The 22,844-nt window shown below is 56.6% G+C and carries 17 protein-coding genes; 10 read left to right on the forward strand and 7 right to left on the reverse strand.

Annotated elements, in window-relative coordinates; all coding sequences use genetic code 11:
- Positions 1-55: 55 nt before the first annotated feature.
- Positions 56-970 carry a DUF72 domain-containing protein gene (locus EU557_RS20270; protein WP_135532303.1) on the reverse strand — a complete coding sequence of 305 codons (915 nt, stop codon included), beginning with the start codon at positions 968-970 and terminating at the stop codon, positions 56-58.
- Positions 971-1,364: 394 nt separating this feature from the next.
- On the opposite strand from EU557_RS20270, the gene EU557_RS20275 reads away from it, so the two are divergent.
- The 3 genes from EU557_RS20275 (at position 1,365) to EU557_RS20285 (ending at position 5,357) form a co-directional block, all read left to right on the forward strand.
- Positions 1,365-2,186 carry a septal ring lytic transglycosylase RlpA family protein gene (locus EU557_RS20275; protein ID WP_135532304.1) on the forward strand — a complete coding sequence of 274 codons (822 nt, stop codon included), beginning with the start codon at positions 1,365-1,367 and terminating at the stop codon, positions 2,184-2,186.
- Between the two features lie 182 nt (positions 2,187-2,368).
- Positions 2,369-4,870, forward strand: coding sequence for a penicillin acylase family protein (locus tag EU557_RS20280; RefSeq protein WP_135532305.1), 2,502 nt, complete (start codon positions 2,369-2,371; stop codon positions 4,868-4,870).
- A 109-nt stretch (positions 4,871-4,979) separates the two neighbouring features.
- On the forward strand, positions 4,980-5,357 hold the full coding sequence (locus tag EU557_RS20285; protein WP_135532306.1) for a hypothetical protein: 378 nt from the start codon (positions 4,980-4,982) through the stop codon (positions 5,355-5,357).
- An 87-nt stretch (positions 5,358-5,444) separates the two neighbouring features.
- On the opposite strand, the gene EU557_RS20290 is transcribed toward EU557_RS20285, so the two are convergent.
- A complete protein-coding gene (locus EU557_RS20290) occupies positions 5,445-6,680 on the reverse strand; it encodes an alpha/beta hydrolase family protein (protein ID WP_135532307.1) in 1,236 nt (411 codons plus the stop codon).
- A 216-nt stretch (positions 6,681-6,896) separates the two neighbouring features.
- Here EU557_RS20290 and EU557_RS20295 point away from each other — a divergent pair, with 216 nt between their 5' ends.
- From EU557_RS20295 to EU557_RS20315, 5 genes are all read left to right on the forward strand, one after another.
- Entirely contained in the window at positions 6,897-7,328 is a 432-nt protein-coding gene (locus EU557_RS20295) for a BlaI/MecI/CopY family transcriptional regulator (protein ID WP_135532308.1), read from the forward strand.
- The gene (locus tag EU557_RS20300; protein ID WP_167855293.1) at positions 7,285-8,706 is read left to right on the forward strand and encodes an energy transducer TonB; all 1,422 of its coding nucleotides are present in this window, start codon (positions 7,285-7,287) and stop codon (positions 8,704-8,706) included. The genes EU557_RS20295 and EU557_RS20300 overlap by 44 nt, the downstream gene beginning before the upstream one ends.
- 65 nt (positions 8,707-8,771) lie before the next feature.
- Positions 8,772-9,401, forward strand: a complete 630-nt coding sequence (locus EU557_RS20305; RefSeq protein ID WP_135532310.1) for a DUF6624 domain-containing protein — start codon at positions 8,772-8,774, stop codon at positions 9,399-9,401.
- A 249-nt stretch (positions 9,402-9,650) separates the two neighbouring features.
- A complete protein-coding gene (locus EU557_RS20310; RefSeq protein WP_210116096.1) occupies positions 9,651-10,685 on the forward strand; it encodes a hypothetical protein in 1,035 nt (344 codons plus the stop codon).
- A gap of 238 nt (positions 10,686-10,923) precedes the next feature.
- A complete protein-coding gene (locus EU557_RS20315; protein WP_135532311.1) occupies positions 10,924-13,638 on the forward strand; it encodes a PAS domain-containing sensor histidine kinase in 2,715 nt (904 codons plus the stop codon).
- A gap of 59 nt (positions 13,639-13,697) precedes the next feature.
- On the opposite strand, the gene EU557_RS20320 is transcribed toward EU557_RS20315, so the two are convergent.
- Positions 13,698-15,269, reverse strand: coding sequence for a DHA2 family efflux MFS transporter permease subunit (locus EU557_RS20320; RefSeq protein ID WP_135532312.1), 1,572 nt, complete (start codon positions 15,267-15,269; stop codon positions 13,698-13,700).
- Positions 15,270-15,348: 79 nt separating this feature from the next.
- Between EU557_RS20320 and EU557_RS20325 the strand changes: the two genes are divergently transcribed.
- The gene (locus EU557_RS20325) at positions 15,349-15,729 is read left to right on the forward strand and encodes a four helix bundle protein (protein ID WP_135532313.1); all 381 of its coding nucleotides are present in this window, start codon (positions 15,349-15,351) and stop codon (positions 15,727-15,729) included.
- Between the two features lie 60 nt (positions 15,730-15,789).
- On the opposite strand, the gene EU557_RS20330 is transcribed toward EU557_RS20325, so the two are convergent.
- The 3 genes from EU557_RS20330 to EU557_RS20340 all read right to left on the reverse strand — a co-directional run bounded on the left by EU557_RS20330 (position 15,790) and on the right by EU557_RS20340 (position 18,814).
- Positions 15,790-16,896, reverse strand: a complete 1,107-nt coding sequence (locus EU557_RS20330; RefSeq protein WP_135532314.1) for an HlyD family secretion protein — start codon at positions 16,894-16,896, stop codon at positions 15,790-15,792.
- A gap of 73 nt (positions 16,897-16,969) precedes the next feature.
- A complete protein-coding gene (locus EU557_RS20335; protein ID WP_135532315.1) occupies positions 16,970-17,395 on the reverse strand; it encodes a universal stress protein in 426 nt (141 codons plus the stop codon).
- A gap of 93 nt (positions 17,396-17,488) precedes the next feature.
- Complete coding sequence (locus tag EU557_RS20340; protein WP_135532316.1) at positions 17,489-18,814, reverse strand: TolC family protein; 1,326 nt, start codon at positions 18,812-18,814, stop codon at positions 17,489-17,491.
- Between the two features lie 360 nt (positions 18,815-19,174).
- On the opposite strand from EU557_RS20340, the gene EU557_RS20345 reads away from it, so the two are divergent.
- The gene (locus EU557_RS20345; RefSeq protein WP_135532317.1) at positions 19,175-21,277 is read left to right on the forward strand and encodes a sigma 54-interacting transcriptional regulator; all 2,103 of its coding nucleotides are present in this window, start codon (positions 19,175-19,177) and stop codon (positions 21,275-21,277) included.
- 19 nt (positions 21,278-21,296) lie between these two features.
- Here EU557_RS20345 and EU557_RS20350 read toward each other — a convergent pair whose 3' ends face one another.
- Positions 21,297-22,700: a hypothetical protein gene (locus EU557_RS20350; RefSeq protein WP_135532318.1), complete on the reverse strand. Its 1,404-nt coding sequence runs from the start codon at positions 22,698-22,700 to the stop codon at positions 21,297-21,299.
- Between the last annotated feature and the right edge of the window lie 144 nt (positions 22,701-22,844).

Below are 22,844 nucleotides of genomic sequence, written 5' to 3' on the forward strand. Positions count from 1 at the left end.
CTAAACAGAAAGTGGCCTACAGCTTCGCCGATGAAGCATGTAGGCCACTTTCTGTTTAGAATAGGCTACCCTGCACCGGCTGCGGAATTACCTGGGGCGGCTGTAGGTGCATGCCGGTTAGCTCCTGCAGACGAGCCAGGAAATGCTGAGCCCACAGCGGCGAGTGCATAATATCCTTTTGGTGAATAAAGACATACGCAGTGTGTAGGCCACTCTCCAGCCAGCTGGCAATACGCGCGGCCCAGTCATCGGCACGGCGGAAGTCGGAGTCAATCAGGCCGTGACCGTTGAGGCGCACGAAGGCCGTTGGCGTAGTCAGGCGCATGTGTAGCACATCGCGGCGGCCCGCCACATCACTCAGCACCAGCACCTTGCCCAGCGCCTCCAGCATAGCCGACACGGCGCCGAGCAGTTCCTTATCAGCAAACCAAGCGGGGTGGCGCAGCTCGACGGCCAGGGGCACGTAATCGGGGAAGTCGAGGAGGTAGCGCTCTAGGCGGCGCAAATGCTCAGGCCCAAAAGTAGGTGGCAACTGCAGGAAGGCGTGGCCTAGCGTTTCGCCTAGGCCCTCAATAGCTCGGCAGAACGAAATGGTTAGGTCATCGGCGTTGTAAAGGGCGCGGTCGTGGCTGATGACTTGCGGAAGCTTGGGGCAGAACCGGAAGGTGGCGGGCACCGCCTCGCGCCATTTGCGCACCGCAGTAGCATCGGGAATGCGGTAGTGGGTAGTGTTAAGCTCAATGCTGTTGAACTGCCGCGCATAGTGGTGCAGATAATCTGCATCCTTAATACCCGCCGGAAAATAAGTGCCTAGCCACGCTTTATTCGTCCAGATAGGGCAGCCTACATACACCCGCGGTGGGGCAGGCTGTGTAGGCAGGGCGCGAGCCAGTACACCAGCCGTTTCGGGGTGGTTGACGGGTAGGCGAAAATCAACGTAGCGCAGGTCGGAAAGACGGCCAAAATCCATACTCAAAGGTACGCCGAAACCGTCCTCTACCCTACCACTCTGGGCAGCTGCTGCACAGCACTCGGCGGAAGGAGTCTAAGCCTATTACCCTTATAAAAATTCCGAGACTTTTGCAACCTCCTTCAAAGGTTAGCTGGCCAGTCGATGCCAAAATTTTTTTTGCTGCTGATAGTCTAATTTTTCACTTACCCTGGAATAAGACTAATAAGAATACAAAAACCGTCTTGGGGAAACACAATACAATATTTATCACAGCTACAAAGAATTATTTAAATACAAGTTTTCTTAGTAAAGGTAAATTTTTGGGCTCGTGTACACCCTTATACGCTTTTGGTGAAAGAGGTGGTTTGGTTGATGCTTCTAGATTTGTCAGACTCACCAACCAAGAGAACAAATGAAGTTGACTATACGACTGCATGTCTCGGGCTTGATGATGGCCATGCTCCTCGTGCTGCTGACGGCCTTCTCGGTCTCGGCTCGTACGCTGCGAGTAAGTGATGATGAAAAAGCCCCGGCCGCCTCGGCCAAAAAAGCCTCAGTAATGCGAGGCCGTGCTTCCTGGTATGGGAAGGAACATCAGGGTCTGCGCACCAGCAATGGAGAGCGTTTCGACCGCCGTCAGTACACCTGCGCGCACAAAACGCTGCCTTTCGGCACCCGCCTGCGCGTTACCAACCCCGAAACGGGCGAGGCAGTAGTAGTCCGTGTGACGGACCGCGGCCCCTTCCGTCACCAGCGCATTCTAGACTTATCGGAAGTAGCCGCCCGGCCCTTGGGTATTGTTACGCACGGTGCTGTATCCGTAGTAGCCGAGGTAATGCCCGACGATACGCCCCTAGGCCCCGCGGAGGCTCCCGCCAACCTGAGTGCGTTACTTAATGACACCACCAGTGCTGAAGTAAGTGTGCATACCAACATTCAGGCCGGCGAAACAGAAGCCGCTGATATTGCCTTGCTGGCGGAGCCTGCTGCTACCTACGTAATACAGGCGGGCACTTTCGGCGACTTGCGCAACGCCCAGGCCATGATGGAGAAGATCCAGAATCTAGAGCCTAAGCTGGTAGTATCAACAGTAGCCACCAACTCTCCTGCTGGCAAACCGCTCAACCGCGTAGTAGTAGGCCGTTTTACCACTCAGGCTGATGCCGACCAGGTGCGGCTGCGGCTGCAGCGCATTGGTATAGCCGGGCTGGTCCGGCAGGGCGAGAATCTGTAGCTAAGCTTCTTGTCAGAAGTTCACAAGTAAAAAGCCGTTCCTGATGCAGGAACGGCTTTTTCATTTCGTATAGGCTATCCGTGCATAGCTCAAATATAGTACCCTCAATAAGGCTAGCGCGGCACTTAACCATAGAATACGAAGCATTTACTACCTTCCCGGCTCTTGCTATAAGGTAGTGTATGCTTCGTATTCTTAAGGCCGGCTTGGCGTTGCTTATTACCCTTACCCTCACGTGGGTACTGAACACTAAACAAGGCGACATTCCGCCCGTTGGCAAGTTGCTAAGTCCGTACCGCGGCTTTTGGCAGAACGGCGAAACGGCAGAGGCCTCTGAGGAACCCCTCACCCTGAAGCTACCTGGCCTACACCAGCCCGTGCGGGTGCGTTTCGACGACCGGCGCGTACCGCATATTTTCGCTGAGAACGAGCACGACCTCTATTATGCCCAGGGCTACCTCACGGCCCATGACCGGCTCTGGCAAATGGAGTTTATGACTCGCGTGGCCGCTGGGCGTATCTCGGAGGTAGTAGGCCCGAAAGCCCTGGAGTACGACCGGTTTCAGCGGCGCATGGGACTGGCCTACGGGGCTGAAAACTCCGTGCGCTCCATGCTACAAGACCCCACTACGCGGGTGGTGCTGGAGTCGTACTCTGAGGGGGTGAATGCTTACATCAACAGCCTCGCGCCCAAAGACTACCCCTTCGAATACAAGCTCCTGGATTATGCGCCCGAGCCCTGGCAGCCGCTGAAGTGCGCGCTGCTTTTGAAGCTGATGGCCTGGGACCTGAGCGGCCGCTCCGACGATCTGCGCCTGAGTAACATCCTAAGTAAGTACGGCCCTGCAGTAGTAAACGACCTCTTTCCCGATTACCCCAACCGCACCGATGCCATTGTACCCACTGGCTCACCGCTTAATTTCAAACCGCTGCAGGTGCCTGTGGCGCCTCCCTCCTTTCAGGCGGCACTGTCAGACAAGGTACCGGCACGGGAGCCGGATGCGGAGCTGGGCTCCAACAACTTCGCGGTGGCGGGTAGCCGCTCGGCCTCCGGGCTGCCTATTCTAGCCAACGATCCGCACCTGCAGCTGAACCTACCCAGCATTTGGTACCAGATACAAATGGTAGCGCCAGGCGTGAACGTGTACGGCGTAACCATTCCGGGCGCTCCAGCCGTGATTATTGGCTTCAATGAGAACGTGGCCTGGGGCGTAACCAACGTGGGCGGCGACGTGCTCGACTGGTATCAGCTTAAGTTTAAGGACAACCACATGCGCGAGTACTGGCACGATGGCCGCTGGAAGTCCATTCGCCGGGTGGTGGAGCGCATTGTGGTACGCGGGCAGCCTGACCGCCTCGACACGGTGCTCTACACTCACCACGGCCCCATTGTGTACGACCGAGAGGAGAAGGTCTTCAACAAGCAGACGCCCATTCGGCACGCCATGCGCTGGACCGCCCACGACGGCGCCAACGAAGTGCTGGCGTTCTACCGCCTCAACCGGGCTCGTACTTACCAAGACTATAGCGCGGCCCTGAAAACCTACAGCTCGCCGGCTCAGAACTTCATCTTTGCTAGCAACCAGAATGATATTGCCATCCGGCCCAACGGGCACTTCCCGCTGAAGTGGCAAGATCAAGGGAAATTTATTCTGGATGGTACTGACAAGGCCTACGACTGGCAAGGGTGGATTCCGATGGAGCAAAACCCGCACGTAGAAAACCCAGCGCGGGGCTTCGTGTCGTCGGCCAACCAGCCCTCGGCCGGCTTAGACTACCCCTATTACCTGGGCTGGGACTACGCCCCCTCCGACCGGGGCCACCGCATTAATGAGCGACTAGCCAAGATGCAGCACGCCACCCCCGACAGCCTACGCCTACTACAGAACGACAACCTGGATGTGAATGCGCGCCTGATGCTGCCCTGGATGCTGGAAACTATGGCGGGCACTAAGATGACGGACCAGAAATACGCTCTTCCTGCTTCGACCTCCCCCGAAGGCGCGGCCATGCAAGTGCTAAACCGCTGGGACTATCAGTATGAGGCGAATGCTGTGGCTGCCTCCATTTTTGAGCTGTGGTACACTAACTTGGTTGATCGGCTCTGGCAGGATGATTTTGGGGCGAAAGCGACTGGCCTAGAGATGCGCTACCCGTCCCAGGACCGTACCAACCGCCTGCTGCTAAGCCAATCAATGGGTGCCCGCTTTGGAACCGTTCCGGCTAGCCCCTGGATTGACGACCGTACTACTCCTAAGCGGGAAAATGCGCACGATCTGCTGGCGGCTTCCCTGCACTTTGCCGTCGATTCGCTGACGCGCAAGTTTGGGCCGCAGGGCCCCAAATGGGCGTGGTCTAACCAGAAGAGCACCGACATCAACCACCTAGCTAATCTCCCCGGGTTCGGGCGCATGGATATTGACTGTGCCGGCAGCCGCGGTTCGGTAAACGCTACCGGCCCGCGCAACGGCCCCTCGTGGCGAATGGTAGTGGCACTGGGGCCGCAGGTAAAAGCTTACGGCATCTTCCCCGGTGGGCAGAGCGGCAACCCCGCCTCTGCTTATTACGACGACATGATTGAAACCTGGCGCCTAGGCCAGTTAGACGAGTTGGTGTTCCTGCGCGCAGCCGACGAAAACCATCCGCGCCTGCAATCAGCTTGGCGCATGGAGTCTTCCAAGTAGCTCCATCTACTAGCTGGCTTCACGGCTAGCGCCGCCTCCTTACTATCACGCGCCTGCTGCCGTAGGCTATATTCTACGGATTGCCGGTGTTCTTTATTACCCTACGCTAATGAAGTCCTTCGCTTTACTTACGCTCTTGATTCTGGTTTTTTGCGGGCTTGGCCAGTTACTGCTACCCTGGTGGTGCATTGTTCCTATTTGCTTTCTGCTGGCCGCGTGGCGAGGGGCATCAGGTGGCCTAGCCTTTTTGGCTGGCTTGCTAGGAGCCGGACTGAGCTGGTGGGTTCCGGCCATTTGGCTACACCAGTATGGAGTAGCGCGCTTAGCAGCGCGGCTTGCTATGCTGCTGCCTTTGGGGGGCAATGCTGGGCTATTACTACTGCTCTCGGGGCTAATTGCAGGAATAGTAGGTGGCCTAGCGGCACTCAGCGGTGCCTGGGGCCGGCAGGCACTGGCGCCTAAGGCTACCTCAGTAAGTATCCAGTGAAGATACCGCCACTTTTATAACGCATAAAGCCGCTTCCTGACCCGGGAAGCGGCTTTATGCGTTATAAAAGTGCTGGCCTAGGCCAGTCTAGTACTGCGAAATGAAGGCGTAAGCCGACAGTGTGTAGGTAGCCACTGAGGTGAAGTGGTTACCGCCCTGAATGGGCCGCAGCTCTACTTGCTTGGCACCACGGGCCTGCATAGCCTTATAGGCATCTTGCGAGTTGAAGTAGGGCACGTAATCATCGGCGGTGCCGTGAAAGAGGGCAGTGGGGGCCTTCGGCTGCCAGTCGTAGATATCGTTGTCGCGGAAGGCCGCTAGCAGGGCTGGGTCGGAGTCCGTGAGTACACTCTGGCGGAAGGCATCAGTGAAGAGCTGCTTGGGCAGGCTAGGCACTGAGCTGAAAGGGTTGGCTTGCAGCTGCGTAGCGTATGGCTCCTTGAAATACGCCGACAATGGGCGGTTGATCTTATACACGCGGTTATAGGTATCCAGCACCCATACATAGGTACTCAAGAAGCTCAAGGGCTGATCGGAGTTGAGGATATACTTGGCAAAGGCCGTTTTGTGGTAAGCCCCTGCGCCGGGTGCGCTAGCCGTTACGGGCAGCTCCGAAGCATACTTTTCTTCCAGCAGCTTGTGCAGGGCCATGGTAGCGTAGCCGCCCTCTGAGTAGCCCAGCAGGAAGTTCTTGTCGTTGACCTTTACGTTCTGCTGCTTGCAGAACTCCCGGGTGGCGCGCAACATGTCGGCGGAGGCCGAAGCCAGTGACGCGGCGTGCTCATACGGGTGGGGCAAATCCTTGGAAGCACCGTAGCCGATGTAGTCGGGGGCTGATACTACGTAGCCCGTAGAGGCCAGCACCGATACCGCCGACCATAGCTCACTATTCTGATTATAGTGCGAGGGGGCACGGTCTTCGTCATCGGGCCGGATGGTGCCGTGCTGGTAGCTGATAACCGGCAGTGCCTGCGTGGTCACGGGTACCAGCACCGCTCCCGAGGCCGTAATGCTGCGGCCATCGGTGTTGTGGGTGGTGTAAGTGAGCTTGTACACTTTGATGGGCAAACGGGCTAGGGCACCTACCAGCGGCACATCGCCTACGCGGCTGGCTAGAGTAGCCTGGCTGTACTCACCAATCAGGGAGCTACCCACCAACACGCTAGCCGGTGGGGTAACCGGAGACGTGGGCGGCGGAGTAGTGGTAGTACCGGTAGCATCGGGGGTAGGCGAGTCGCTTTTGCAGCCCGGAGATGCTGCCAGAAAAACAAAGAGCCACGCAAGCAGCGCGGCGGGTATACGCACGGGACGTTTAGTGAACATAGGGTGCTTCACGATGATACTTTTCGAGCTGAGTACTTCTACTATCTTCAACATCAGCCCCGCCAAATAATTCATCTGGCGCCAGTTGCCCCGAATTTTTATCTGATGAAAATGCTCAACTGCGGAAGTGGTTAAGCCTATCTTCCTTTTTTGACTAATTATTTAGTTGTATAACTTATTTTTTAGTTATATATTTAACTACTTCATCATCTCCCTATGGCACAGACCTTTCCTGAGTTAACCCGCGCCGAAGAACAAGTGATGCAGGTACTCTGGCGCCGCGGCCCTTCTTACGTGAAGGACGTGCTGCCCGAGCTCCCCACTCCTACTCCCGCCTACAACACCGTCTCCACCATCATCCGCATTCTGGAGCAAAAGGGTTTTGTAGGCCACGAGGCCTTTGGGCGCACACACCGCTACCACGCCCTGGTGGCCCAAGACGACTACCGGCGCTTCTCGCTGCGCAAGTTGCTAGGCGGCTACTTCGGCGGCTCCTTCTCCCGGCTCGTGTCCTTCTTCGCCAAGGAAGAAGATTTGGATACCCATCAGCTGGAGGAACTCCTCCGTCATGCCCAACAGGATTCACCTTCTACCCCACCCGCTGATGAGCCCCTCCCTCCTACACCCGAGCCTGAGCGGCCTGCTTAGCGCGCTATTGCTGAGCATTGTGCTGCTCGGAGTCTGCTGGCTGTTCTACCGCTTGCTGCTGCGCCCCGAGCGCTGCTTTCAGTTCAACCGGCGTTTCTTGCTGTACACGCCTTGGCTTGTGCTGGTGGTGCCGCCACTGCTAGGGGTAGCGGGGCCTTGGCTGGCTGGCTGGCGGCCTACTTGGGTGGCAGCAGCTCCGGCTGCCAGTGGCCTGTTACCTAGTGCCGTACTGCCGGGCGTTACCATTCAGTCTGCTGGCCCGCTGGGCGCCACTGATTGGGGCTACTGGCTCCTGCTGGTATATGGCGCTGGCGTGCTGATGCTGCTAGGCCACCGCGCCTGGCAACTGCTGCAACTCTGGCAATTGGCGCGCACCTGGCCTAGGGAGGCCCGCTCAGGATACACCCTGGCCTACACCGGTGGGCAGCGGCCCGTCAGCTCGTTTGGCCAACTGATTTTCTGGGATGAAACCGCCAAGCTCTCCCCCGCGGAGGCAGACCAGATTCTGCGCCACGAGGTAGCGCACGTGCAGCAGCAGCATTCACGGGAGCGGCTGAGCCTGGAGCTGGCGCGGGTGCTGCTGTGGTTTAACCCGTTCGTGCACTTCTACCCTGCCGCCCTGGAGCTGACCCACGAGCTGCTGGCCGACGAAGCCGTGCTAGGCCAGTCGCCGACTGTAGCGGCGGAGGCCTACACTACGCTGCTGGCCCGGGTAGCCCTGCGGCAAGTGCACCCTACTCTGCCCCTGGCGCATTCCTTCACGCAATCTTTTACACTTACCCGTATTCGTATGCTTACCTCATCCGCCCCCGTTCGGCGCTGGAAGCAGTGGCTTCTGGCCCCCCTGAGTGCAGCATTGCTGCTACTGGTAGCTTGTGAAAAATCGGGCGAGCCGGCTGGGGCGGCCGCAACAGCCACTGCCTCAGCGCAGGATATACCCCCGCCTCCGCCCCCAACTGTTGTGGATGCCCCGGCTCCGCCCCCGCCACCGCCACCCGCTTACTTTTATGTAGAGGAAATGCCCCAATATCAGGGCGGCCAGAAACAGCTGCTCGCCGACATAGGCAAAGCCGTTGTTTATCCGGAAATTGCTAAAGCAGAGAAGCTGGAAGGCCGTGTATTTGTGAGGTTTATTGTAGCCGCTGATGGGACTATACAAGCTGCCGAACTGCAAAAAGGAATTGGGTATAGCCTTACGTACCCCAATGGAGAAGGCAAGCCGACACTGACGAAGGTGGTGACGCCCGCTGCGCAGGCCATGAACGATATGGCCCTGAATGCCGTGCGCAACTTACCTGGCAAGTGGACACCTGGCCGCCAAGACGGGAAACCCGTTGCCGTGTTCTATACCGTGCCTATCACCTATTCTTTGAAATAACGGCCGAAGTAGCTTACCTACCAGGCAGTTGGCCTGCCTATCCTTCTATCAGAATCAACTCGTTTATGAAATCAGTGCTTTTATTGACTGCAGTCTGGAGCCTTAGTGCCGGTGTTGCGGCTGCCCAGACCAAGCCTGTGTTGTATCCTAAGCTCAGCAAGACCCTCGACAGCCTGGCCTACGTGGACCAGTGGCCTATGCAGCAACTGTTTAAACAGCTGCCCGACAGCGCCGGCCGTAACTTGGTGCAGGTAGAGGCCGACAACTTTGCCCGCCATCAGCCTATTCTCGAAAAAATTGTGCGCCAAGTTGGGTATCCGGGCTTTCAGCAGGTTGGCGAGAAAAGCTCCAATAACTTCTGGCTCTTGGTGCAGCACGCCGATGCTCATCCGGACTTCCAACGCCAGGTACTACAGCTGATGCTGCCCGAAGTAAAGAGAAAGAACGCCAACCCTGTTAACTACGCCTACCTCACCGACCGCGTAGCAATTAACTCTGCTCAGCCGGAAGAATATGGCACTCAGGTAGTATACCAGGGGCCCGGCATTGGGGTAGCGGCCCCTAAATCACTCCGCGACCCTAAAAATGTGGATAAGCGCCGCGCCGCCATTGGTATGGAACCACTGAATAACTACCTCAATATGATGACCAAGATGCATGAGGAAATGAACCGGCCAAAGCCTGCAGCCCTCTAGCTGTTCGGCATTATGCCGCTCCAGCACCGCCTGTACCTCCGGGGCCTATGCTTCTTTACCGATCTTGAATTTGCTCGAAAGCAAGGTGCCACCTGGTTACGCCAGCGTGGCGCCGTACGAGTGGCCTAGCGTGTTAAAAGTGAAGTAAAACCTTCTGATTCCGAAGTAAGCGCTAGTGTAGCTTTCCGATTTTACCCGGAAAACCCTCTAACTTAGAGGCTCCATTCGCCTTCAATCTGTCTCTCTTCAGTGTCTTATTTCCGGACCATCACCCGCCTGACGGCCCCTGCGCTGGCATCTCTAGGCCTCGCTTTCACTCTCACCACCTTGCCTGGCTGCGGCTCGCGCTCTGGCACTGATGCCGAAAACCCTGCCGCAGTAGCCGACACGGCCAAGCCCGCAGTAGTAGATACCGTAGCTCTGCAACGCGCCGCCATGCGCCGCGACTCGCTTAAGGCCGACTCTATTGTTAAGAAAAGCGGACAGTTGCCCGGTGCTATTTTGCCCGGCCACCGCATTGTGGCCTTCTATGGCAACATCCGCTCGAAGGGCATGGGTATTCTGGGCCGCGAGCCAAAAGAGCAGATGCTGGCGAAATTCCGGAAGGTGCAGAAGGAATGGCAGGAGGCTGATCCTTCTCTGCCCATTCAGCCCGCCTTGCACAGCGTAACCATCACGGCGCAGGCCGCGGCGGGCAAAGACGGCAAGTACCGCTTGATGAACTCCAAATCCACGATTGAGGAAACCATCAAGTGGGCTAAAGACAACAACTGCATCATTTTCCTGGATGTGCAGGTGGGCCTCAGCAACCTGGAGCATGAGTTGCACAAACTGGAGCCTTACCTGAAGGACCCCATCGTGCACATGGGCATTGACCCGGAGTTTGCCATGGAAACCAAAGGAGTGCGCCCCGGCAAGAAAATCGGAACGTACGATGCCAAGGATGTGAACTACGCTATCAACTTCCTGGCTCGCATTGTAAGTGAAAATAAGCTTCCCCCGAAGGTTCTGACCGTGCACCGCTTTACGCAGGGCATGATTACCAACTACAAAAACATCAAGCTCGACCCCCGCGTGCAGGTAGTAATGCACATGGATGGCTGGGGCAACCCCACTCTCAAGAAGGACTCTTACAAGGCGTACATTGAGAAGCAGCCCGTGCAGTACACTGGCTTCAAGCTTTTCTACGAGTATGACCCCCGGCCTACCCCTCATCATATGATGACGCCCAAAGAGGTACTGGCCGAGCTTAACCCTAAGCCCCTCTATATTCAGTATCAATAAGCCGCCTTCCGCTTATTCTCAAAGCCCCGCCTTCCGGCGGGGCTTTTTGCTTTTCTGCGCAGGCCTACCACCCGGAGGGTACTATCAACTTCATGTGCACTTTACACGAACTCTGTATTTTACGGTCTTTAGCCCAATGGCCGGCCCCGCCGGAAGTCGGGTAGTACCTTTGAGACCAGTAGAACATCTCGCTTAGCGCGGCGGGACACTAGCTGCTCATCCCTCGTCCGTGCCTGTTATGATCCTTCCCCCTACGCTGTCTGACTACCTCACCGTATTTCGGCGCCTGCCCGGCAACTTCCTGCTGGTGCTGCCCGACGCCGATTTTACCATCGTAGACAATACGGATGGGCACGCAGCAGTCTCCCTTAAAACTCGGGCAGAGGTAGCCGGCCAACCTCTGTTTGAAGCATACCCCCCTTCAGACGAGGAAAACTACCAGATTCTGCGGGGCTCCCTGACCTACGTGCGGCAACACCAGCAGGAGCACACCATGCCCCGCATCCGCTACGACCTGCCTCGCTCCCCGGCGCAGGGCGGTGGCCTAGAGGAGCGGTACTGGCAAGCTACTCACTACCCTATTATGGATGATGAGGGCCAATTGTGCTTTATTATGCAGCAAACCGAAGACGTAACGGCCCAGCACGTAGCTGAGCAACGGGAACTGCAAGCGCGAACGGAGTTAGTGGAAAGCCAAGAGCGGGCCCGTTTCCTGCTGGAAGAGTTGCCCGTGATGATGTGGTCGACAAGCCCTGATGGCTCGGCCGACTACCAAAACCCCCGTTGGCTGAAGTTTACGGGTCGGCAACTGTCGGATCTGATGGGCAAGACTTGGCTCGAGGACATTCACCCCGATGACCGCACCCGGGCTCAAGAGGCCTGGAACCAGGCTCAGGCTACTGGCCACAGCTATGAAGTGGAGTACCGCCTGCGCCGCCATGATGGGCAGTACCGCTGGATACTCAGCCAAGGGGTAGCGCGCCGCAACGATGCCGGCGAGCTACTGGCCTGGGTGGGCACTGGCCTCGATATTCACGAGCAAAAGCAGGTGCACCAACAGCTAGCGGCCAAAGACGAGCAGCTTATGCAGATTATGAGTCAGGTGCCGGCCTACATTGCCACCGTTACCGGCCCCGACCATCGGTTTACCTTCGCCACTCCCAACTACAACACCCTCATGGGTGGGCGGGTGCAGCTAGGCCAGCGCGCCACCGACCTGCTACCCGAAGTGGCAGCTCAAGGCTTCATGGACCTGTTGGACACCGTGTACCGCACGAAAGAGACCTACATAGGCCACGAAACCCGCATTGAAATCCTGGACCCGGCTACCGGTGACACCCGCGAGCATTATCTCAACTTTGTTTACCAGCCGCTGTACGGGACCGAGGGTCAGGCTCAGGGCATCCTCGCTTTCGGGGTAGACGTTACGCAGCAGGTGCTGGTCCGGCAGCGCGCTGAGGCACTGGCTACGGAAGTGCGGCGTAGCGACGAGCGCCTGCGCCGCATGACGGAGGCCCTGCCCAACATTACGTATATCAACGAAGCGTCGGGGGTAGGCCACTACGTAAGTCCGCAGTGGTACTCCTATACTGGCCTACCCGAAGGCTCTAGCATTGCGGAGCACTGGCGGGAAACGGTGCACCCCGATGATCTTGCTCGCGTGGAAAACGAGTACACCAAGGCTCGGCAGGAATCCCGGGGCTGGAGCTTTGAGCTGCGCTTCCGCCGCCACGACGGGCAATACCAGTGGTTTTTGAACCAGGCGCAGCCAGAACTAGATGCCAACGGCCACATCCTGCGCTGGTACGGCTCCGACACCGATATTCATGCCCAGAAGGAGCTTACCGAAGCCCTGCGGCAGAGCGAGGAGTATTTTCGTTTCCTCTCAGAAAGCGTACCCCAAATTATTTGGACGGCCGAAGCAGAAGGGCAGGTTGACTACTTCAATCAGCGGTTATTTGAGGTGACTGGCCTACACCCCGCCGATTGCTTGGGCAGCTCCGCCTGGGCCAGCATTCTCCACCCCGATGATCAGCAGCGGGCCCTAACCGCTTGGCAGGCAGCACACCAAACGGGTGACCCTTATGAAATAGAGTACCGCTTTGTATCGCGCACCGGAGGCTACCGTTGGTTTCTGGGCCGGGCGGAGCCATTGCGTAACGAGGTGGGAGAAATTGTGCGGTGGTTTGGCTCCTGCACGGATATTGATGAGGTAAAACAGACTCAGCAGCTCTTGCACCGGCAAAATGCTCAGCTCACCCAAATCAATCAGGCCCTCGATAATTTCGTGTATACCGCCTCCCACGACCTCAAGCAGCCCATCACGAATATGGCCGGCATCTTTGAGGAGCTCAAGCGGACGGCTACTTTTCACGATGAAGCTGCGGCACAGCTCATTGGCATGTTTGAAGGGGCGCTGCACCAGATCAACACCACTATCCAGGACCTTTCGGCGGTGGTGCAAGTGCAGCGGCAGCATGAGCAACTACCCATTGAGCAGATTGAGCTCCTGCCCTTCACGCAAGAAATACTACATAGCCTCCAAGACCAGATAGACACCCTTCACGCTCAGGTAGAATTAGATTTTGCCGCTACCCCTGTTCTACCCTTTGTCCGGCCCAACCTGCAGAGCATCCTTTTCAACCTCATCAGCAATGCCCTTAAGTACGCTGCCCCCGCTCGCCCACCCCTGGTTCAGGTAAGCACTCAGTGGGTTGAGGACAAGTTACTGCAGCTAACCGTGCAGGATAATGGCCTAGGCATTGACTTAGAGCGTCATGAGCGGCAACTGTTCCAGATGTTCCGGCGCTTCCACCATCACGTTGATGGCTCGGGCATGGGGCTCTATCTCGTTAATCGTATTGTGCAGCAGATGGGCGGCAGCCTGGAGGTGGAAAGCGAGGTTGATACCGGCACCCTGTTCCGGCTGCTGCTACCCATTCAACAGCCCTAAACGCAAAAAAGCCGCCGGCCTAATGGGCCGGCGGCTTTTACTATTGTTGCCTACCACAATTAGTGGGCAGCATTCAGATCAACTTTCTCGCCGGGTTTGGCGCGCTTAATCAGGAAGATCAGCGGAACGCACAACAGGAAGAAGGTACCAATCATCAGGAAGGTTTGCGAGTAGGTGATGAGAGCCGTCTGCTTCATGAGCATACCCTCGAGGGCAGCGTAGGCCTGACGCTGAGCCTGCACCATGTCGGCGCCCTTCGCCATAAAGTTGGCCATCAGGCCCTGCATGCGCTGCTGGGTTTCGGGGTCGTAGAGCGAGATATTAGGCAACAGGCCTACGCGGTTCTGCATGGTAGTGCGCTCCAGGTAAGTACCCACCAAGGCTACCCCAAACGAGCCACCCAGCTGGCGGATCATACCGGTCAGACCTGCAGCTTGGCCCGCATCTTTACCGCTCAGGCCAGCCAACGACATAGTGGTAATGGGCAGGAAGAGCAGCGCCAGCCCGAAGCCGCGCAGCATCAATGGCCAGAAGAAGTCGCTCTCACCGGCCGTGGGCGAAATCTGGGTACTCATCCAGTACGAGAAGATGAAGAAGACCAGGAAGCCCACTGGCAGCATAAACTTCTGCGATACCCCCGCCTGAATTGATTTACCTACTATCGGCATCATGAAGCCCGAGAGCAAGGCACCCGGCAGCAACAGGTAACCGGTTTGCTCAGCCGTGAAGCCCAGAATCCGCTGACAGAAGATGGGGAACACGAATACCGAGGCAAACAGCCCGAAGCCGAGGATAAAGGATAGGAACGAGCCTACAGCTAGGTTACGGCTCCGGCCCAGTACCCGCAGGTCAACTACTGGCTGCTTGGCGGTTAGTTCCCGCCAAATAAAGCCCACCATACCGGTAATAGTCAGGACGGTAAAGAGCACGATGCTTTGGTCCTCAAACCAGTCGTTGCTTTCACCCTGCTCCAGCACGTACTGCAACGAGCCTACCCCTAGTACCAGCAGGAAAATACCCAGCCAGTCAATTTGCCCAATAGGCCTTCGAATAGCGTTCTTGATGCGCTCGGGGTCACGGATGAACAGCGTGGTAAAGATGGAGGCCATGACGCCCACCGGCACGTTCACGTAGAAAATCCAGGGCCAGTCGTAGTTATCCACAATCCAGCCACCCAGCGTAGGGCCAATGGTTGGACCGATAATAACGCCCATGCCGAACAGCGCCTGGCCTAGCGCCAGCTGCTGGGGTGGGAAGGTGTCAATGAGAATAGCCTGAGAGGTAGCCATAAGAGCGCCACCGCCCACGCCTTGAATAAAGCGGAAGGCTACCAGCTCCCAGATGTTGGTGCTCTGCCCGCAGGCCATGGAGGCCAGCGTGAAGAGTATCACAGAGAACAGGTAGTAATTCTTGCGGCCGAATTGCTCGGCCAGGAAGCCCGTCATCGGAATTACGATAACGTTGGCAATGGCGTATGAGGCCACTACCCAGCTCACCTCTTGCTGCGTGGCCGAGAGGTTACCCATCATCTGGGTAAGGGCCACGTTCACGATGCTGGTATCAATGAGCTCCAGCAAGCAGCACATCACCACCGTAATGACGATGATCCACTTGGTAAATCCGGTTTCCATGCGGCGAATGAGTGAAGGGAGTGAATGAGTGAAGTATCTTATGACCTTCAACTCAACACCTATCCTATCTGTGTAAGTAATGGACAACACGGACAAAGCCGCGTTCAACCAGCAGTTTCGCGACCGAACAAAGGCCGCCTCTCTGCGAATCATTAAGTTATTCCAGCAGCTTCCTCGGACTGGCGAGGCAGAGGTTATTGGCAGGCAAATGCTGCGTTCTGCTACGTCAGTAGCGGCTAATTATCGAGCTGCCTGTCGGGGCCGTTCATCCGCCGAGTGGTATGCTAAAGTGAGTATCTGCGTGGAGGAGGCCGACGAAACCCAACTTTGGCTTGAGCTGCTAGGTGATGCTGGTATCGTTTCCAAAGCCCGCTTGCATGAGCTAGAGAAGGAATACCTTGAGATTGTCTCTGTATTAGCTACAGCTCGCAAAGCTCACGACAAACGCAACGGTAAATGAGTGAGTGAATGAGTAGTGCTCGTTAAGCTACTTCACTCATTCACTCCCTTCACTCAGTCGCTACTTAGTAGCTACTGTAGCGGTTACGCTCATGCCAGCACGCAGAGGGTGCTCGGGGTCAACTTTGTCGAGGACGATTTTTACGGGTACGCGCTGGGTTACTTTCACGAAGTTACCGGAAGCGTTATCGGGGGGCAGCAGGGCGAAACGAGCACCCGTAGCAGCCGACAGCGACTCGATTTTGCCCGTGAATTCTTCGTGGGGGTAAGCATCTACTTCCACGCTCACGGGCTGGCCTACGCGCATGTTTTCCAGCTGGGTTTCCTTGAAGTTAGCAATAACCCAGGTGCGGCTGCTGGCCACAATGCCAAACAGTTGCTGACCGGGGCCTACTACCTGGCCAGGCTGCACGCCTTTCTTGCTTACCGTACCATCGGCGGGAGCCTTGATGGTGGTGTAGCTGAGCTGAAGCTGGGCATTATCGAGGTCGGCTTGGCGCTGCTTTACCACGGCTTCAGCCACGGCTACTTGCTGCTGGGCAGCAGTTACCTGCTGGCGAGCTACCGATACCTGCTCCTGAGCCGTAGCCCGCTGAGCCGTAGTTGAGCGCAAGTTAGCCTGCACGGCATCGTAGTCGCTTTGCGGGATGATGTCCTCTTTGCGCAGGAACTCGCTCCGCTTCAGGTCTTTCTGCAGACGAGCACGGTTAGCATCGCTCACGCCGATAGTGGCCTGGGCGGTACGCACGTTAGCCGAAGCCGTACCTACAGCGGCGCGGGCGGCAATAACGTTAGCCTGGGCGGCAGCCAAAGCAGCCTGGGCAGCATTTACGCGCTGCTGGTAATCGGAGGGGTCTAGTACAACTAGGACGTCGCCCTTTTTCACCGGCATGTTATCGTCTACTTTCACTTCCAGTACGGGACCACCTACGCGAGGCAGCACGGGGTACACGTCGCCTTCTACTTGGGCGTCGTCGGTTTCCTCGTGAGTTTGTCCGAACTGGTAGCGCTGGTAGCCGAAGTAGCCGCCAATCAGCAGCACCAGGGCCAAGACAATTAGTATAATGGGGCGCTTGGAACGGCCTGCGGGTTGCTCGTCCACTACTGGCTCATAAGCCGCGGATTGAGTAGGCGCTACGGCCGAATCGTGTTGAACGGGGGTTGCCATATGGGTACTTGGTTGTTCGTTGTCGGTTGTTGAGGAGAGGCTGGCCGAGTGGCCTAGGCCAGCCAACAAATACTTACGCCGATTGGCGGTATGCTTTGGGACAGCCGGGCTTTACCAGCAGCGTCACGCACGAAGCGGTACGTACTACGGTTTCGGCGGTGCTGCCCATTAAAAAGCGCGTGAGGCCCGTTTGGCCGTGCGCTCCAATAACAATGATATCGGCCGGATGGCGGCGTGCTTCTTCTACGATTTCCTGCGCCGCATCGCCGTACACAATTGCCGTAGTGACCTGAGCACCTGTAGCTAAAGCTGCTTCACGGTGCTGGGCCAGCCTCTGGGCAATTTCCATGTCATTCAGGGGTGCCGTAGGAGCCGCTGGTCCGGGCTCCAGTACGTGCAGCAGCCGCAACTCAGCCCCCGTACCCGCCGCTAAGGCCGCTGAGTAGGTTACCAGCGCCTCCGTTGCGGCAGAAAAATCAATCGGACACAGGATGGTCATATTGTGAGTGAATGAATGGGTGAATGAGTGACTTGCCGGAATGGGTGAGCCCAGATGGGTACTTCACTCATTCACTCCATCACTCACTCACAGCTACCAAATCTGCTCGCCGGTAGCGCGCTTGAGTTGGTACTGGCCTAGAGTGTAATTGTAAATGGCCTGCAAACGGGCTAAGCGAGCCTGAGCCAACGAAGTCTCCGCGTCTAGCACGTCGAGGTTGCTGCCTACGCCGTAGCGGTAGCGAGCCTGCGCCCGGGTGAGAGCGTCGGTGGCTTGGTTAATTTGCTGCAGCGAGTTATCGTAGCGAGCTGTGCTCGACTGGATGTTGTTGGCAGCCTGGCGTACATCGGAACGAACCTGCTCCTGGGTGTCCAGGATGCGGGCTTGCGCGCCCCGAATATTCGCTGCCGCTTCTACCCGCTGGTTCTTGTTGCGGTTACCATCATAGATCGGTACCGAAAGCTGCACCACGCCCACCGAGTTCGGACGAATCCGGTCGAGGTTAGGCAGGTAGCCGTTCTTGGCACCTAGCTGGCCCCCAATCCCTAGCAGTGGCATATTGCTGCGCTCAATCAGCTTCAGGTTTAGGTTGGCCGTTTGCTCTGCATCACGAGCCAGCTTTATTTCTGGGCGGTTGGCCTCTGCACTGGTCAGGGCAGCATTTACATCAATAGCCTGGGGCTGGTAAGTGAAAGCGCCACGTACGGGCACGTTCACATACTCAGGGCGGTGCAGCAGGCGAGCTAGCTGAGCTTGCTGGTTGTTGAGCTGGTTCTGCAGATCAATTTTGGCATTCTGCGCCTGAGTGATGCGTACCTGCGTGGTGGTTACGTCGAAGCGGGTGCTAACGCCCCCTTCCACGCGCTTTTCCATCTCGCGCTGGTGCTGCTGCAGGGAAGCAATCTGGGCATCCTGCACCTTTATGCTCTCGCGCACAAACAGAATATTGTAGTACACCTGCACGGCCGAGTAGGCCAGGTCGCGGCGCGTTACATTGATCTGGTCAGCGGCAGTTAGGCGGCGGCTTTCGGCCAGGTTGTAGGTAGCATCCTTCTTACCGAAGTCTACTAGGCCATACTGCAGCGTGATGTGGGCGTCATAGTTATTGTTGGGTGCCAACTGGAAAGCAGGAGCATCGGGGCTGAGCTGCACCTTCACCACAGGATCTACGCGGGTGTAGGTAGCAGTACCGGTGATTTGCGGCAAGAAGCCACCACGTGCCTGCGTAACGCGGCTGGTAGCTGCGTTTACTTCTTCCTCCAGCGAGGTAATAGCTGGGTTGGCATCCAAAACTGAACGAACAGTGCCGTCCAGCGTTAGGGAATCTGAAATGATAGGCCCTTGCTGTGCATGGGCCGCGCCGGCAGTCAGGAGCCCTAAGGCTACCAGGGGGACGGCTAATGTTGGTCGGGAAAGCATACGGATGTACGACTTGGTAGTACTGCCTTATTACCCAATCATGTGCCAACCCATTAAAATCATTTTAATGTCTAATCAAATCGGCCTTTACAGCCTCTATTGGCGTAAAAACATTGTATAATACAATATTTATACTATATCCGGCCTAGCTATTATTTCCTGATATTTAAGGAATACCTCAAAATTATTCCTGATATTTAAGGAATACTTAGCTGTGTCCGCTCGTAACTCAGCTGTTCTTTTTCGGAGATAAAAGCTTTCATTTTAGGCTCCGAAGACTTATGCCTAGCGTATACCTCTTTCGCCAAGTGCGTAGCGGACAGCAGTTAATGAGTTCACGCCCAACCCTTTGTTCTTGTCATGCCTGATCAAGACGATTCTCTGCTCTTATACCTCAACGACGCTATTGCTACCACTCGTAATAAGGAGGACTTATTCAGGAGTGTAACCGAGAAGCTGCGGCTGATTTTCCCGTTTGACGCCATCACCATCCTGTCGCTGGATACAGAACACCAGTACCGGCGGGTATTTCTGCGCGATTACCTGGGGGATGTTATCATCCCCGACATGTCGAACCAGAAGTACCATCGGGCTCCTATTGAAAACACACCCATCGAAGGCTTCGTCCAGCAGCCCCATCTACAGCATTACAACCTGGAGCAACTGCTGCAGGAGTACGGCACTTTTCAGCCATTTCAGGCTCTGTTGACCCAAGGTATGCGCTATCTTACGGTAGTGCCACTTCGCACAGGCGGCCACCTCATTGGACTTTTATCTCTAGTGGCTCGTCGCCGGCCAGACCTATCCGAGCAGGATGCTAATTTGCTGGAGAAAATAGGCAGCCTAGTGGCCGTGGCCGTTACCAATGCACTGGCCTTCGAGGATATTGCCCGCCGTGAGCAGGAAAAGACGATGCAGCTAGCCCTCAACAATGCCCTGCTCAGCATTAAAGAGCGTGGAGAGTTGTTTCGAACTATTGCCACGGAAATCAACCACGTAGTATCATACGATTATTTCGGGGTGCGCATCCGCCAGCCCGACTCGCCGGTGCGGGCACTGGCAGAATTCAATAAGCAGCCGGATGGCTCTTTTCAGGCCCTTGATGAGAACCGCTATGATGACCTTCCACAGTCAGAAACCAGCAAACAGGCCATGGTGGAGCTATTCTCAGCGCCGGTAGTATACGTTGGGGCCGACTTTGAAGCCCTGGCCCGCCGCTACGACCTGCTGCGCTACATTCGGGAGGAACGTGGTACGCGGTCCATCCTCTGCGCCCCCCTAGACTCCGGCGACGAATCTTCGGCAGTGGTTATTCTGGCCAGCTACCAACCTTTCGCCTTCTCAGAAGAAACCCTGGAGTTGATTCTGACGCTCGTGCCGCAAATTCGGCTGGCCATTCAGAACGTGTTGGCCTTCGAGCAGATTGATCTGTTACGCACCCAACTGGAGCGGGAGCGCACTTACCTCATCGACGAGATCAACACCAGCGCCGCCGCCCGCCTCGATGACTTTGTGGGCGGCAGCGCTGTAATGCAGCAGGTATATACTCGCCTAGCCCAGGTAGCACCCACCGATACTACCGTGCTAATTGAGGGCGAAACTGGCACTGGCAAGGAGTTGGTAGCCAGAGCCCTGCATAACCTGTCGCCGAGGGCCGAGCGGGCCTTGATTAAACTAAACTGCGCCGCGCTACCAGCTCAGCTCATTGAGAGCGAGCTATTTGGCCACGAGAAGGGCGCTTTCACGGGGGCCCACGACCGGCGCATCGGCAAGTTTGAGTTGGCCGATGGGGGTACGATTTTTCTAGATGAGGTAGGCGAACTGCCCCTTGATTTGCAGGCCAAGCTGTTGCGGGTGCTGCAGGAGAAGGAGTTTGAGCGCATTGGCGGGCGGCGAGTTATTTCCGCTAACGTGCGGGTAATTGCGGCCACCAACCGCGTGCTGGAAGAGGAGGTGGCGGCAGGCCGCTTCCGCGCTGACCTCTACTACCGCCTCAATGTATTCCCGATTCGGTTGCCAGCCTTGCGCGAGCGGCCCGAGGATATTGAGCCGCTAATGCGCCACTTTTTAGAGCGCTTCACCAAGCAGATGGGTAAGCCCGTACGTGGCCTACGCGAGCGTGACCTGCGCGCCATGCAGCAGTACAGCTGGCCAGGCAACGTGCGCGAGCTAGAGCACGTGCTAGAGCAAGCCGTCATTGTTAGCCAAGGGCCTTTCCTGGAATTCGCGGGTTTTTCGGCGGTGGCCCAGGCCGCTCAGGCCCCCTCGGCCACCCCAGAAACGGGTGGACCTATCAAAACCTTGAAAGACCAAGAACGCGACCATATTCTGGCAGCGCTGCGCCGCACTGGCGGCCGGGTAAGCGGCCCTACCGGCGCCGCCGTGCTGCTTGATATCAACCCCAAAACCCTAGAAGCACGCATGAAGAAGCTGGGCATTCAGCGCACCATCACGGCGGGGTAGATAGCTTACGCCACTACGCCTAGAGTGTGCGGGCCTTCATTTTGCGTAGTGTTTCCTGAAACTCTCCCGCCGGCCGACCTTCTTTTTTCGCCTGTGCTACGGCTTTTTCTTGCGTCACTTCCGCCTCGGCGTTCAGGCGCAGGACATAGAGCAGGTGAGCCAACGTGTCGTAGTAACCAGATTGCGGGTCAAGGTCGATGGAGCGCTGGCTCCAGCGCATGGCTTGCGTGAGGTAAGTGGTCCGCCGAGTTCCAGATTTGTACAAGGCCCAAGCTCCGTTGTTCAAGTCCAGCGCGTAGGTATCAACGGGCGTAGTCTTCGATTCAACCCATGTTACTTTAATAGTCGAATCGGGCCGTGCCAGGTTGGGGTAAGGCGAAGGATTTTGGAAGCTACTGCGCAAGGCTCGTTGCGCAGCCTGTTGACGCCGGATGGTGTCGGCGGGTGTTGCCATGTAGTGCTGCTCATAGAAGTTGACCAGCATGGGCAGGTAGCGTGTCGTGTCCTTCACGGCTCCGTAGTAATGTAACATGTTCTGCTCATAGGTGCGCATGCCCCGGCGGTAGTCTTTCGTAGACCAGGTACCGCGTGCGAAGTTGGCTCCCTGCATGGCCAGATTTTGGTCACGTCTCGTAATTGCCGCCTGCATGGTATTGCTGATGATCAGATTGTTAAAAGCAGTTCGCTGGGCTAAGGGCAGTGTGGCATACATGCTATCAATCAAGCGCTTATTTAGCCGCGCCAGCTTGTAGGCCCGGCTATCCACTACCGGACCACAATCGTGAATAAACACTACTTCCGAAAACCGATCAAAAGCCTTTACCGGTAGTTCCTGCACGTACGTATCCAGCAAAGCCGCACCAATAGGCGCGCCTACACTCCGGCGCGTTTTGATGTACTGTCGCAGAAACTCTGCGCTTCGTTCGCCCTGGGTGTAGCGCTGCTCTAAACGGCTTAGATTATCGGTGCTGGCGAGCTTCTGCCGAAACGTTTCAATGTCGCGGAGGTAGCGCTGAGCATCATGCGTGTTGCCATAGCTACGATGGAGCACGGTACCATCGGGGTGCAGGTAGAGGTAGGTTGGGTAGGTATTCACGTAGTAACGCCTAGCTAAGCGCTGCGCCTCAGGAGTACCAAAAGGCACATCTACCAACAAAAACTCTCGTTCTAGCTCTTTGGCTACAGCGGCATCGTCGAGGCCGGTGCCGTAGCGTTGTTCCATCTGCGCTTTAGTGAGACCGGCGGCACCTGGCCGCTCACCCATTCTCATCAGCAAAAACACCGGCTTTTGTTGTTGCCGGGCTCGTTGCAGCACCTGGCCTAGAGAGTCCTTCTCGAAGCGTAGCTGCTGAGCATCAGCAGCGGCAGTAAATGTTAACCAACATAGCAAAGCGAGTAGCGGCCTGATGACAGGTCTGTTCATAAAATCAAAGGATAAGAAACTCTAGAATAGTAGCAGGGCGAATGTACGCACTAGAAAATTTAAGCTTTGTTATGTTTTTGAGCATTGTTACCTGATCTGGCCAGTCTATAACATTAGGGCTTTTGCCGCCCTTTAAGAAGCTCA

Source organism: Hymenobacter wooponensis, assembly GCF_004745865.1.
GTDB classification, from domain to species: domain Bacteria; phylum Bacteroidota; class Bacteroidia; order Cytophagales; family Hymenobacteraceae; genus Hymenobacter; species Hymenobacter wooponensis.

What these genes read in the sequence shown, in the direction of transcription:
- EU557_RS20315 (WP_135532311.1), top strand. Translation starts at nt 10,924, where the DNA reads ATGATCCTTCCCCCTACGCTGTCTGACTACCTCACCGTATTTCGGCGC.
- EU557_RS20275 (WP_135532304.1), top strand. Translation starts at nt 1,365, where the DNA reads ATGAAGTTGACTATACGACTGCATGTCTCGGGCTTGATGATGGCCATG.
- EU557_RS20345 (WP_135532317.1), top strand. Translation starts at nt 19,175, where the DNA reads ATGCCTGATCAAGACGATTCTCTGCTCTTATACCTCAACGACGCTATT.
- EU557_RS20340 (WP_135532316.1), bottom strand. Translation starts at nt 18,814, where the DNA reads ATGCTTTCCCGACCAACATTAGCCGTCCCCCTGGTAGCCTTAGGGCTC.
- EU557_RS20270 (WP_135532303.1), bottom strand. Translation starts at nt 970, where the DNA reads ATGGATTTTGGCCGTCTTTCCGACCTGCGCTACGTTGATTTTCGCCTA.
- EU557_RS20305 (WP_135532310.1), top strand. Translation starts at nt 8,772, where the DNA reads ATGAAATCAGTGCTTTTATTGACTGCAGTCTGGAGCCTTAGTGCCGGT.
- EU557_RS20300 (WP_167855293.1), top strand. Translation starts at nt 7,285, where the DNA reads ATGAGCCCCTCCCTCCTACACCCGAGCCTGAGCGGCCTGCTTAGCGCG.
- EU557_RS20330 (WP_135532314.1), bottom strand. Translation starts at nt 16,896, where the DNA reads ATGGCAACCCCCGTTCAACACGATTCGGCCGTAGCGCCTACTCAATCC.
- EU557_RS20335 (WP_135532315.1), bottom strand. Translation starts at nt 17,395, where the DNA reads ATGACCATCCTGTGTCCGATTGATTTTTCTGCCGCAACGGAGGCGCTG.
- EU557_RS20295 (WP_135532308.1), top strand. Translation starts at nt 6,897, where the DNA reads ATGGCACAGACCTTTCCTGAGTTAACCCGCGCCGAAGAACAAGTGATG.
- EU557_RS20290 (WP_135532307.1), bottom strand. Translation starts at nt 6,680, where the DNA reads ATGTTCACTAAACGTCCCGTGCGTATACCCGCCGCGCTGCTTGCGTGG.
- EU557_RS20320 (WP_135532312.1), bottom strand. Translation starts at nt 15,269, where the DNA reads ATGGAAACCGGATTTACCAAGTGGATCATCGTCATTACGGTGGTGATG.
- EU557_RS20350 (WP_135532318.1), bottom strand. Translation starts at nt 22,700, where the DNA reads ATGAACAGACCTGTCATCAGGCCGCTACTCGCTTTGCTATGTTGGTTA.
- EU557_RS20280 (WP_135532305.1), top strand. Translation starts at nt 2,369, where the DNA reads ATGCTTCGTATTCTTAAGGCCGGCTTGGCGTTGCTTATTACCCTTACC.
- EU557_RS20325 (WP_135532313.1), top strand. Translation starts at nt 15,349, where the DNA reads ATGGACAACACGGACAAAGCCGCGTTCAACCAGCAGTTTCGCGACCGA.
- EU557_RS20285 (WP_135532306.1), top strand. Translation starts at nt 4,980, where the DNA reads ATGAAGTCCTTCGCTTTACTTACGCTCTTGATTCTGGTTTTTTGCGGG.